The organism is Desulfurobacterium atlanticum, assembly GCF_900188395.1.
Taxonomy (GTDB): domain Bacteria; phylum Aquificota; class Aquificia; order Desulfurobacteriales; family Desulfurobacteriaceae; genus Desulfurobacterium_A; species Desulfurobacterium_A atlanticum.
On the sequence record NZ_FZOB01000003.1, the window covers coordinates 85,799 to 98,215 of the forward strand.

Annotated in this window: 10 protein-coding genes; 1 reads left to right on the forward strand and 9 read right to left on the reverse strand. The window is 36.4% G+C overall.

All coding sequences use genetic code 11. The features are described 5' to 3' along the window. Positions 1 to 7 precede the first annotated feature (7 nt). The 9 genes from ftsZ (CHB58_RS03095) to CHB58_RS03135 all read right to left on the reverse strand — a co-directional run bounded on the left by ftsZ (CHB58_RS03095) (position 8) and on the right by CHB58_RS03135 (position 9,902). On the reverse strand, positions 8 to 1,099 hold the full coding sequence (gene ftsZ / locus CHB58_RS03095) for a cell division protein FtsZ (protein WP_089322645.1): 1,092 nt from the start codon (positions 1,097 to 1,099) through the stop codon (positions 8 to 10). A 16-nt stretch (positions 1,100 to 1,115) separates the two neighbouring features. Next, positions 1,116 to 2,216, reverse strand: coding sequence for a cell division protein FtsZ (ftsZ, locus tag CHB58_RS03100; protein ID WP_089322646.1), 1,101 nt, complete (start codon positions 2,214 to 2,216; stop codon positions 1,116 to 1,118). Between the two features lie 14 nt (positions 2,217 to 2,230). Further along, positions 2,231 to 3,481, reverse strand: a complete 1,251-nt coding sequence (locus tag CHB58_RS03105) for a cell division protein FtsA (RefSeq protein ID WP_089322647.1) — start codon at positions 3,479 to 3,481, stop codon at positions 2,231 to 2,233. Further along, positions 3,478 to 4,188 (reverse strand): cell division protein FtsQ/DivIB, encoded by a 711-nt coding sequence (locus CHB58_RS03110; protein WP_089322648.1) that lies wholly within the window; start codon positions 4,186 to 4,188, stop codon positions 3,478 to 3,480. Before CHB58_RS03110 ends, CHB58_RS03105 begins: the two co-directional genes overlap by 4 nt. Further along, positions 4,185 to 5,057, reverse strand: a complete 873-nt coding sequence (locus tag CHB58_RS03115; RefSeq protein WP_089322649.1) for a D-alanine--D-alanine ligase family protein — start codon at positions 5,055 to 5,057, stop codon at positions 4,185 to 4,187. The genes CHB58_RS03110 and CHB58_RS03115 overlap by 4 nt, the downstream gene beginning before the upstream one ends. Further along, a complete protein-coding gene (locus CHB58_RS03120; RefSeq protein ID WP_089322650.1) occupies positions 5,054 to 6,361 on the reverse strand; it encodes a UDP-N-acetylmuramoyl-tripeptide--D-alanyl-D-alanine ligase in 1,308 nt (435 codons plus the stop codon). The genes CHB58_RS03115 and CHB58_RS03120 overlap by 4 nt, the downstream gene beginning before the upstream one ends. Continuing rightward, on the reverse strand, positions 6,336 to 7,796 hold the full coding sequence (locus CHB58_RS03125; protein ID WP_089322651.1) for a UDP-N-acetylmuramoyl-L-alanyl-D-glutamate--2,6-diaminopimelate ligase: 1,461 nt from the start codon (positions 7,794 to 7,796) through the stop codon (positions 6,336 to 6,338). The genes CHB58_RS03120 and CHB58_RS03125 overlap by 26 nt, the downstream gene beginning before the upstream one ends. Further along, a complete protein-coding gene (locus CHB58_RS03130; protein ID WP_089322652.1) occupies positions 7,793 to 8,098 on the reverse strand; it encodes a YtxH domain-containing protein in 306 nt (101 codons plus the stop codon). Before CHB58_RS03130 ends, CHB58_RS03125 begins: the two co-directional genes overlap by 4 nt. Before the next feature lie 61 nt (positions 8,099 to 8,159). Then, a complete protein-coding gene (locus CHB58_RS03135; RefSeq protein ID WP_089322653.1) occupies positions 8,160 to 9,902 on the reverse strand; it encodes a tetratricopeptide repeat protein in 1,743 nt (580 codons plus the stop codon). Between the two features lie 63 nt (positions 9,903 to 9,965). On the opposite strand from CHB58_RS03135, the gene recG reads away from it, so the two are divergent. Continuing rightward, positions 9,966 to 12,410, forward strand: coding sequence for an ATP-dependent DNA helicase RecG (recG, locus tag CHB58_RS03140; protein ID WP_089322654.1), 2,445 nt, complete (start codon positions 9,966 to 9,968; stop codon positions 12,408 to 12,410). The last annotated feature ends 7 nt before the right edge of the window (positions 12,411 to 12,417 follow it).

Sequence of the window (12,417 nt, forward strand, 5' to 3'; positions counted from 1 at the left end):
TGGATTGTTAGAATTCTTCACTGGTTAGCTTTTTAAGAATTTCTTCCATGTTTATATTTATAACTTCTACATCGTTATCAAGCGTTTCGGCTGTTTTGTCTTTATTCTTATCAACTGGATTAAATGGATATACTCTTCCCTTTTCATCAAAACCTGTAGCTATAACAGTTACCTGAATAGAATCCTCAAGGGAATCATCGAGTGTTACTCCGAAATAGAAGTTTGTATCATCCCTTTTTGCCCTTTCTTTAATTAGCCCTGCGGCGGCGTAAGCTTCGTCAAGAGTTAAATCTGGTCCGCCTGTAATGTTAACAAGGATTCTGCTTGCCCCTTCAACCTGAACATTTTCAAGGAGTGGATTATCTATAGCTTTTCTTGCTGCCGTTAAGGCTCTTTCCTCACCGCTTGCCTCACCTGTACCCATTAAAGCGTAACCGCCGCTGTGCATAACGGCCTTAACATCGGCGAAGTCAAGGTTAATTAAGCCTGGTCTTGTAATAACTTCAGTGATACCTTTAACAGCCTGATAAAGGACATTATCAGCCAGCTTAAATGCGTTTAATATAGACATATCCTTTGGTGCTACTGTTAAAAGCTTCTGATTTGGAATAACCATAAGGGTGTCAACAAATTCTTTGAGTCTTTTTATACCTTCTTGAGCGTTGATATATCTTTTTCTTCCCTCAAAGTCAAAAGGTCTTGTTACAACACCTACTGTCAGTATGCCCATATCTTTAGCTATTTTGGCGACGATAGGCGCTGCACCTGTACCTGTGCCGCCTCCCATACCAGCGGTTATAAAGACCATATCTGAGCCTTCAAGGACTTCTCTTATTTTTGGTTCATCCTCAAGGGCTGCCTGTTCTCCGATTTCAGGTTTGCCACCTGCTCCGAGCCCTTTTGTAACTTTTTCACCTATTTGAACTTTTATGGGAATTGGTGCTTTTTCAAGAACCTGAGCATCTGTGTTTATTATCACAAATTCAACACCTTCAATGCCGTTTTCATACATCCTTGCAACGGCGTTTCCGCCACCACCGCCAACACCTATAACCTTTATTACAGGTCCAAGGAAGTTGTCTTCTGCTATGTCAAACATCTACTGTTCCTCCATATTACTCCTCTTCTTCATTTAAACTTTTCAAGATACTGGATATATCTATATCAATAACTTCCTCAGATTCCATTAGAGGTCTTTCAGAGTAAAAGCTGGCTTTTTCTCCTGCTCCTATTGGAGGAGGAAACTGCGGTCTTCCCTTTTCATCAAAACCTGTAGCTATAACAGTTACCTGAATAGAATCTTCAAGGGAATCATCGAGGGTTACTCCGAAATAGAAGTTTGTATCATCCCTTTTTGCTCTTTCTTTAATTAGCCCTGCGGCGGCGTAAGCTTCGTCAAGAGTTAAATCTGGTCCGCCTGTAATGTTAACAAGGATTCTGCTTGCTCCTTCAACCTGAACATTTTCAAGGAGTGGATTATCTATAGCTTTTCTTGCTGCCGTTAAGGCTCTTTCCTCACCGCTTGCCTCACCTGTACCCATTAAAGCGTAACCGCCACTGTGCATAACGGCCTTAACATCGGCGAAGTCAAGGTTAATTAAGCCTGGTCTTGTAATAACTTCAGTGATACCTTTAACAGCCTGATAAAGGACATTATCAGCCAGCTTAAAAGCGTTTAATATAGACATATCCTTTGGTGCTACTGTTAAAAGCTTCTGATTTGGAACAACCATAAGGGTATCAACAAACTCTTTGAGTTTTCTTATTCCATTTTCTGCAAAAAGATGCCTTTTTCTCCCTTCAAAGTCAAAAGGTCTTGTTACAACACCTACTGTCAGTATGCCCATATCTTTAGCTATTTTGGCGACGATAGGCGCTGCACCTGTACCTGTACCGCCTCCCATACCGGCGGTTATAAAGACCATATCTGAGCCTTCAAGGACTTCTCTTATTTTTGGTTCATCCTCAAGGGCTGCCTGTTCTCCGATTTCAGGTTTGCCACCTGCTCCGAGCCCTTTTGTAAGTTTTTCACCTATTTGAACTTTTATAGGAATTGGTGCTTTCCCAAGAACCTGAGCATCTGTATTTATTATCACAAATTCAACACCTTCAATGCCGTTTTCATACATTCTTGCAACGGCGTTTCCGCCGCCACCGCCAACACCTATAACCTTTATTACAGGCCCAAGAAAACTGTCTTCCGCTATGTCAAACATTTTTTTCCTCCGTTTTATATTAGCTGGTCTATAAATCTTCTAAACCATCCAAACAATCCACTTTCGCTTTTAGATGGAACAATGTCTTCATTAACTTCAAAGATTTTCCCTTCTGGCTTTCTCGTAGCAGCTATATAGTTTAATGCACCTACTACTGGTGTGAGAGTAACGTCACTATCTTCACAATCAGGAAGACAGATTTCTACAGGTGCTTTAAAAATTTTAGAAACTAAAATGTCTATATCTTTTAACTTTGCCAGTCCACCTGTAAGAAATACTTTATTCATATTGATAAGTGTTGTAGGATCTTCATTTTGAAGCTCTCTTTTTATCTCTTTTAAGATTTTCTGAAGTTTAAGCTGAATAAGGGCGGGGATAACTATTTTGGGTAATTTTTTTAATTTACCACCTACAGGAATAGTTACAAATTCATCCTGTGGAATGTTCAGAGCGTAAGCACTACCATGTTCCTTAACAAGTTTTTCCATCTCTTTTTTTCCAATTTTTATTTTGCTTATAAGGAAATCTATTATGTCGTCTCCTCCTTCAGGAAGGTGTTTGTAGAGGAAAGGTTTATCTTCTCTTAGGAAGAAATACTCGGTACTTCCAGCGCCAAGGTAGAGGAATAAATTGTTGTTAAAATAGAAGTTTTCCCGACCTTTTATTCCATAAAAAGATGCTAATGACTGTAAAATTAAGCCGTTAAGCTTTAATCCACAGTCTCTTAAAAGATCCTGAAGGGTTTTTTTAGTTCTTTTTGTCACCATAATTATCAAAGCTCTCATTGCAAGCTCTTTTCCGCTATGACCTATGGGATTTTGAATCCCGCTCATATTTTCTATTATGAATTCCTGTGGAATAATGTGCATAGTTTCATAGTGTTGTTTTAACGGTTGACCTTTCTTTTCCATAAGGTCTTTTTCTGCTTTGTTTTTAAGGTCGTTTATATCTTTGTAGTGGATTTGTTGTATTCCGGGAAATGTTATTTTTGCTTCTACTCTGTAGCTTAATACATGACCTCCAGGAACAATAACGTATGCTTCCCCAGGTAGGGGAGTTGTTGTTTTTAATTTAAGCTCATTTAATGCAGCATTAAGGGCATCTTTCACAGATACAAGGCTTGAGATATTTCCGCTTTTCATTCCTTTTGAAGGAACTTTAACTGTGGCTACTATTTTTTTATTCCCTTTTCTCCCCACAGTTCCAAGAGTTGCCCTTATATAGGTAGTTCCAAGATCTATTGTAAGAATTTTTTCTTCTATCATTTTTCCTCCCCTTCTTTGATAAGAAGGCCTGAAAATCTCAGGTCATAGTATCCAGAATATGGTTTGTCTAAAATTCTAAACAATTTTTTAAAATTTTGCCAGCTTTCTCCACCGTTTCCTAAAAAAACTATTATTTTATTCTCAGGGTATAGCAATTTTACTCCTGTATCTGTTAATAAAATTTCAGGTTTTTCTTTTATTATGTTGTTTTTTGAGAGATAAGTTGAGATGAGTTCTATTTCAAGAAGTATGCTATTTTTTACTTTAAGATATCCGGTGGTTTCCATAGTAAAAAAATCACTTCTTCCTTTGTAAAAATAGGAGTTAATTTTTTTACATAACTCTTTTCTTTTTGCCAGTAAATAGCCGTTTTCTCCCACATTATAGGTTGTGTTGCCTGACAATATACATAGTTTTACAGGCTCTTCTTTGATATTTATATTCAATGTTCCTTTTAAAAAAGAAACGGAAGCTGATTTTACCCAGGGAAGTTTCTCAAGGAATTCCTTTATCTCTTCCAGTTTGACCTCATCCACAGTTGAGTTTAGGTTTATACTTCCAGATATTGCCTCAGAGATTTCCTTTCCCCATAGATTTTTATCAAGTTTGATTTCTATTTTTTCTATTTTCATTGGAGAGTAAAGGTATATTCCTGCTGCAGAAAGAGATATAAAAAAGAGAAATATTAAAAAAAATGGCTTTTTCATCCGTTTAATATTTCCTCAATAAGTTGTTCAAATGATATACCTGCTGCAGCTGCAGATTTTGGCAGCAGACTTCTTTCCGTCATTCCGGGAATTGTGTTAACTTCAAGTAAATAGGGAATGTTCATGCTATTTAATCTGAAGTCTATTCTTATAGCTCCTCTGCATTCAAGCACTTTGAACGTTTTAATAGCTATTTTTTCTATCTTTTCTCTTACCTTCTCGCTTATTTTCGCAGGTACTTTGTATTGAGTTGATGAAGATTTATACTTTGAATTGTAATCATAAAAACCGGATTCTGTAACGATTTCAACGATTGGCAGAGGTTTCCCATTTAAAACAGGAATGGTTAATTCTCTCCCTTCTATATACTCTTCAATTAGTATCTTTGAGTCGTATTTAAATGCCAATTCCACTGCGTTGTTTAGTTCTTCCTTCTTCTTTACAAGTGAAATTCCAACAGTTGAGCCGGTTCTCGCCGGCTTTACAACACATGGGAACTCAAGCCATTCTACTTTGTCTTCTTTGTAAAAAGTTCTTCCCGCAGGAACAGGTATTCCGTGGGTTTTTAAGATTCTTTTAGTAGTGTCTTTGTCAATACATATGGCACTTGTTTCAACATTGCAGCCTGTATAGGGGATTTTTATCGTTTCAAGTAATCCCTGAACAGAACCATCTTCTCCAGGCACTCCGTGAAGAGCTATAAACACTTTTTCAGGTTTTATTTCAATAAGTTTTTTGACGCAGTTTTCGTCAAATTCCATCTCAATAGTGTTATATCCAAGTGATGTAAGTGCTCTTGTGATACTTTCCGCACTTTTTCTTGAAATTTCCGCTTCTGGAGATGGTCCTCCTTTGAGAATGACAATCATCCGTACCTCTTTTTGATTATTTCTGCCACATCTTCCAACCTGTTTCCTCTTGACCCTTTTATGAGAACGGTCTTTCCAGAAAATTCAAAAGTTTCTATAAAAGAGAGAATTTCATTTCTGTCTTCAAAATGATACCCCTTTCCTTTAAAACTGTTAAGATAAAACAGACCGTTTTTTCCGAAAAAAATGGCTTCTTCAACATGATGAGTGTTTAAGAACTCTCCTATCTCTTTGTGGAGTTTTTCGGAGAATTTTCCCAGTTCCAGCATTTCTCCAAGAATTGCAACTTTAGGTGAGGTATACTGTGAAAGCACTTCTATTGCATTCTTCATAGACTCAGGATTTGCGTTGTAGAAATCTTTTATCAAAGTAATATTTCCTACTCTTTCTATTTCCATTCTCCATTTTGGTGGCTTAAAAGTTTCTATAGCCTCTGTTAGCTCTTTTAAATTTATACCTAAGAGTTTTCCTACTAAAAGAGTGATTATTACGCTATTTACGATACCTTTACCAGGGACTTTAATTGTACCTTTAACTGTTTCTCCAAGGATTTTGACGGTAAAAAGAGTTTTATTTTTCTCCTTGTTTATGTTAATAATTTCGCCATCTCCACCTTGCCCGAAAAACAGTCCATTTTTAAGTCTTTCTCTGTACTTTATGGGAGCGATTGGAAAAGCTTCTTTACTGAATATGGATAGTTTTTCTTCTTCAAGGTTTTCAAACGTTTTAAATCCTTCAAGATGTGCTGCAGAAACAGTTGTAAGTATTGCTATATCAGGTTTTGCAAGATTTGTTAATGTTTCAATTTCCCCGGGAGCACTTGTTCCTATCTCCTGGATGTGAATGTCGGAGTTTTTGAGATTGGCAAGGGTGTAACTTACTCCTAATAGGTTGTTGTAGCTTTCTATACTTGCTTCGCAGGAGAAAAATCTTCCGATGGTATGTTTTAAAAGCTCTTTTGTGGTTGTTTTTCCGACAGAACCGGTGATTCCTATCACTTTTCCCCTGTATTTTTCTCGCTTATATTGAGCTAATTTTATAAGGGATTGGGAAGTGTCTTTTACAACTATTTTGGCTATGTTTGTTTCTATATTTTTTGAGACTAAAGTAGCTGCTGCTCCTTTGTTTTCTGCATCTTTTATAAATAGATGTCCATCACGACTGCCTTTTATCGGAATGAAAACTTTTCCTTCAGATATCTTTCGTGAATCAAACTCAAACCCTTCAATTTTTTTTGAATAGTTTTTTTCGCCTACTATAAGTTTTCCATCTACAATTTCAGCCAACTGTTTTATTGTTATCATTTAATGCCTCAAGAACTGTTTTTTTATCACTGAAAAACTGTTTTACCCCGTTAATTTCCTGATATTCGTCAGGCCCTTTGCCAGCAATAATCACTATACCTTTCCTGTGTTTAATAGCAGTTTTTATAGCTTTTTCTCTGTCTCTTATCACTTCTGCTTTTTCCATGTTGCATCCGGATAGAATCTCTTCCACTATTTTATCTGGATTTTCAAAGCGCGGATTATCATCGGTTATAATTACTCTATCTGCGTATTTACAGGCGATTGCTCCCATGACAGGTCGCTTACTTTTATCGCGGTTTCCACCACATCCAAATACAACGGTTAGATGTTTCTGAGGATAGAGTTCTTTCAATGTTTTTAAAACTTTCTCAAGAGCATCTGGAGTGTGGGCGTAATCTATAAATATGCCAGGGGCTATTTCTTCAAGTCTTCCCGGAACAGAAATATCTTTAAATACATGTTTCATTCTTTCAATATCAATATCCAGATAGTTTAAAATAGAGACTGCTGCGGCTATGTTGTAAACGTTGAATTTTCCTTTAAGGTTGGTTTTTAGTTTTAAGTTTTTAAACGGAAGAGAAAGTTCTATCTCACTAAATCCGTTTTTGTGAATGTATTTTTCTATTTTTATATCACCACTGTAACCGTAGCTTACCATCTTAAATTGGTGTATGGCCTTTAATCCTGCTATAATTCTCCCGAAGAAATCGTCGCTGTTTGTGGCAAAAATCCCCTCTTTTTTTATGAAGTCTGTAAATTTATACTTTGCAAGGAAATAGCTATGTATGTTTTTGTGAAAATCAAGATGTTCAGGAGAAAGGTTGGTAAAAATTCCAGCGTTGAATTTAATCCCTTCTATTCTGTGAAGTGAGATAGAATGGGATGAAACTTCCATTACAGCGTATTCTGCTCCTTCATTAACCATCCGCTTTAATAGCTGGTTAAGTTTTATCGGAGGTGGAGTTGTTCTGTCCGCTTTTTCGCAAGATAACGGAGTGATATAGTAAACGCTCCCGATTAATCCTACTTTTTTTCCGAGGTTTTTAAGAGCTTGATAGATTATAAAAGATGTTGTTGTTTTACCATTTGTTCCTGTTATTCCAATAAGTTTCAGTTTTTCTGAAGGTTTCCCGTGAAAGGTATGAGCTATATTCCCTAAAGTTTTCCTTATGTTTCGGGTTTTTATAAGGGATATTTTTCTGTTTTTAAACTTTTTCAAACGTTCGGCGTCAGAACCTATTACCGCTACGGCTCCTTTTTTAATTGCATCTTCTATAAAATCGTGTCCATCACGTTGAAATCCTTTAACCGCAAAAAAAAGATAGCCAGGCTTTATGTGCCGGCTATCTTCTGCAATACCTTTGATGTCAGTATCGTAAAATTGTATTATTTCAATATCTTTCTCTTCATTTATTAGGTTTGACAGTTTCAAGCTTCCTGCTCATCTCCTTTTATTGCTTCTTCAAGTTTTTGAATTTTTGTTTCAACCTCATCAAGTATGTCTTTTTTCTCTTCTTCTGTAAGTTCTTCTTCAGGTGCTGCTATTAATGTCTGAATATTTTCAGCTATTTCTTTTACAAGTTTTTTAGCTCTTTCTGGAAGGTCGCTTTCCTTAAGCTGTTCCTGTAGCTCTTGAAGTTTCTCCATTATCTCTTCTTTTCTTGTTGTTGCAAGGTATGTTGCTCCTGCACCTACAAGGCTACCAAGAATAAACATTATTGTTCCTCTTTTCATTTCATCCTCCTGAATTTGTTCTCCGTTAATTAATTTATTTATAAACTTGCTTTGCTACAAGCTATTTTAGTCTTTTTAAAATCTCTTTTGCTCTTTGAAGAATATCTTTTTCTCCTTCAATACTTTTAGGTTTTGATTCCATTTTTTGGACGGCGTTTTTAAGCAGTTCTTTTGCTTTATCCCATTTTCCTGTGTAGTAGTAGCATTCTCCAAGATGTTCTTCCACTACAGGATCTTTATTGCTAAGTTTGTAAGCCTTTTCAAGGATTTTGCAGGCTTTCTCATAATTTCTGAGTTTAAAAAGCACCCATCCATAGGTATCTATGTATGCAGGATTTTCTGGTCGCAGTTTTAAGACTTTTTTTATTAGCTTCATTGCTTCTTCCAGATTTTCTCCTCTGTTGGCGTAGATATAGGATAGGTAATTTAGAGCAGCAACATTATTGGGATTTATCTCTATGACTTTTTTCAGGTAGGTTACCGTTTCATTTTCAAGATCAAGTTTATCGGATATTACTGCAAGAGAGAAGAGAATCTTTTCATCCGTTCTGTTTTCTTCTGCAAGCTTTTTGAGTAGTTTGTATGCTCTATTAATGTTTCCGGTATCTGCTTCTATTTGTGCTATTTTAAGGATATATTCTGGTTTTTTTGTTAGCTGGTAGAGTCTTTCGTAGTAAGCTTTTGCTTCGTCAATTTTGTTGTTTTCGGCGTAAATGTTTGCGAGTCTTTCCATAACTGTTGTATTTTCTGGAAACAGGTCAAGGGCTTTTTCGTAAGCTTTTATCGCTTTATCCTTTTCTCCTGTGATTTCATAAGATATTCCAAGCATTAGATAAGCATTTGGATTGTTAGGGTTTAGTTTCGTTATTCTTTCTATTATAGGGATAACCTTGCTGTATTCCTTTAATTCAAGCAGACTTGTTGCAACTTCTGTGAGGTTTTTGAGATTGTAAGGTTCCATCTCAACTATTCTGTTTAATGTTTTAACAGCTTTTTCCTTTTCTCCTGAAATTATGTAGATTTTGACAAGCTCTTTTAGTAGAGGCAGGGAAGGATTTTTCTGTGCTGCTTTTTCCATAAAGTTTTTAATTTTTTTACTTTTGTTATTTTTGTATATCTCAAGTAAAAGTTTATAGGTGTTCTCATTTTCTGGGTCAAGTTTTGCGGCTTTTATCAGCTCTTTTTCACTTTCTTTGAAATTTTTTTCCTGGAACAGAGTGTATCCGAGCAGGAAATGGAGCGTTGGATTTGTGTTATCAATTTTAATTCCTTTCCTGATAACCTTTTCCGCTTCTCTGGTTTTACTTTCCTGCAGCAAAAGTTTCCCGTATATAACAAAGTCTTTCGGATTTTTTGAAATTTCTGTAAGTTTCCTGTACACTTCTTTTGCCTTTTCTTTGTTTCCTTTCATTATGTAAAGCGTGCCAAGCAATCTTAAAGTTTTTTCTTTTAAAGGGTTGTCCTTTATGGAAGCGGCTTTTTCAGCAAGATTTATTGCTTTTTCAAGGCGGTTTACCGAGGCGAAAAACATGCTCCCTTTGAGTAGAAGTTCCGGATTATCAGGTTCAATCTTTAATGCTTCAGTTAAAAATTCTTCTGCTCTTTTGGTTTCCCTTCGTTTTGATGCAAGAGAGAAATTCATGTAGTAAAAGATAAATTTGTTTGTTTTGATAGTTTCTCGCTTTCTGGTTTTTTCTTTCTTTTCAATTTTGGGAGATTCTATATCGGTTTTTGGTGGGCGTTTTTTAGGGAAGCATCCTGTTACTATAAAGGCAGATAGGAAGATGAAAAGTTTTTTTGTCATTCTTTTTCCTCAAAATTTGCTAAACTGATAGATAAATTATATCACCTTTGATAGGGAATATTTATGAAGGAAGCGGTTGAGAATATTCGTAAATTGTTAACATTGCTTGTAAAAGAGGATTTCAAATATTTTAACAGAGTTAAAAATCCTGATAAAGCTTTATTGCTTTATCTCGGGCAAATTAAGCCTTTTGTTTCAGGCAGAGAGAAGAAATTTATAGAGAAAGTGGAAGGATATCTTAAGGAATTTGATATTCTTTCTCAGGAGCAAAAGAAACGTTTAATGAAGGAACTTCATACAGTTTTTACATTAAAGTTTTCCACTGAAGAGATAGAGCGAAATTTAAAAGAAAGGAAAGAAAGGGTTGTATCTAATATTAGGAAATCTTTCTTTTCCCTTGACAAATATCCGGTTAAAGCATTTTTCCAGCCTGTTAGCACTGTTAAGTCTTTAAAACCGCAAAATGTTAAAAGACTTAAAAAGCTCGGGCTTGAGACGATTTATGATGTGCTCTTCTATCTTCCTTACAGGTATGAAGATCGCACCACAGTAACTCCTTTAAATCTTCTAAAAGATGGCGAAACCGCTCTTGTTAAGGGAAAGGTTGTAAATGTTTTAGAAAGTAAAACAAAAAAAGGGAAGAAGCTTTTGAAGGCTGTAATTTATGACACTCACGGAAAGTTAACTCTTCTCTTTCTCCAGCCGAGAATCTTTGGTTTTTATAAAAAACTTTTCTTTCAGGCGAAAGAGCTTGATAAAGAGATTATTGCATACGGAAGGGTAAGAAGAAGCGGTCTTTCTTTTACGATGGTTCATCCTGAAATAGAAATTTATGAACCGGGAAGAAAGTTTAATAAAGTTGGAGTTATTTTACCTGTGTATCACTTGTCTGAAGGTTTGAAGCAAAATACTGTAAGAAGGGATATAGCTGCCGTTGTCAAAAATGCTGTTCCTCGTTTTCCAGAGTATCTTCCGCAGGATATTTTGAAGAAGCGGCAGCTTCCTGATATAGCAGAGTCTATCTGGAATGTTCACTTTCCTTCAGGGGATGTTGATGCACTTGGAGAGTTTAAAACACCGTTTCAAAAGAGATTGATATATGATGAGCTTTTTCTCTTTCAGCTTATTCTTGCCTTCTTGAGAAAGAAAATGAAAAAGGAAAAAGGAATAGCTTTTCCGGTTGATGAGGGAATGATAGAAGAGTTTAAAAAACATCTTCCTTTTAAGTTAACATCTGCGCAGGAAAAGGTGTTGTTTGAAATAGTTGCTGATATGAGAAAGGATGAACCTATGAACAGGCTGGTTCAGGGGGATGTTGGAAGCGGGAAGACCGTTGTTGCGGCTGCCTCTGCTTTTTTTGCTGTTAAAAGTGGTTATCAGGTGGCGGTTATGGCTCCAACAGAGATTCTTGCCAACCAGCATTTTAAAAAGTTTAAAGAGTTTTTATTTCCATTTGGAATTAAGGTTGGTATTTTAACCGGAAGTATGACGCAGAAAGAAAAGAATACGATGCTTAAAGCTATACAGAGCGGTTATTTTGATGTGGTTGTCGGGACTCATGCTTTGATTCAGGATAAAGTTGAATTCAAGAATCTTGGTCTTGTTATAATTGATGAGCAGCATAGGTTTGGTGTAAAGCAAAGAGCTGAGCTTAAGAATAAAGGCAGGCAGCCAGATTTTCTTGTTATGACGGCTACTCCTATACCGCGGACACTTGCTTTAACAGCCTATGGAGACCTTGATATTTCTATCATTGATGAGCTTCCGGCAGGAAGAAAGCCTGTAAAGACAAAAATTGTGTTTGATGATGAGATAGATAAGGTTGTTTCTTTTTTGAAGAAGGAGCTTGAAAAGGAACACAGGGTTTACGTTGTTTATCCGCTTGTTGAAGAATCTGAAAAGATGGAACTTAAAGCGGCTACAGAGATGTATCATTTCTGGCGGGAGAAGCTTAAAGGGTTTCAGGTTGGGCTTTTACACGGAAAGATGAAGCAGGAAGAGAAAGATAAGGTTATGGAAAAGTTTAAAGAGGGAGAATATCAGGTGCTTGTTTCAACAACGGTTATAGAGGTTGGAGTTGATGTGCCAGAAGCTACTGTAATGGTTATAGAGCATGCAGAAAGATTTGGGCTTGCACAGCTTCACCAGTTAAGAGGACGTGTTGGAAGGAGTGATAGGCCGTCATACTGTTTTTTAGTTACTAAAAGGACTGTGGGAGAGGATGCCATTAAGAGGCTGAAAATTCTTGAAAGCACGAATGATGGCTTTAAAGTTGCTGAGGCTGACCTTGCTTTCAGGGGTCCTGGTGAGCTTACAGGAACAAGGCAGTCTGGGGTTGGAGAGTTTAAGATTGCAGACCTTAGAAGAGATTTTGAGATACTTAAAAAGGCAAGAGAAGATGCCTTTGAGCTAATTGAAAAGAATCCTGAACTTTCGGGACTTGAGAATCTGAAAGAGCTTTTAAATTATAAAATTCCGGATGGTATTGATCTTGTTGGAGTAGGCTAAAAGGAGA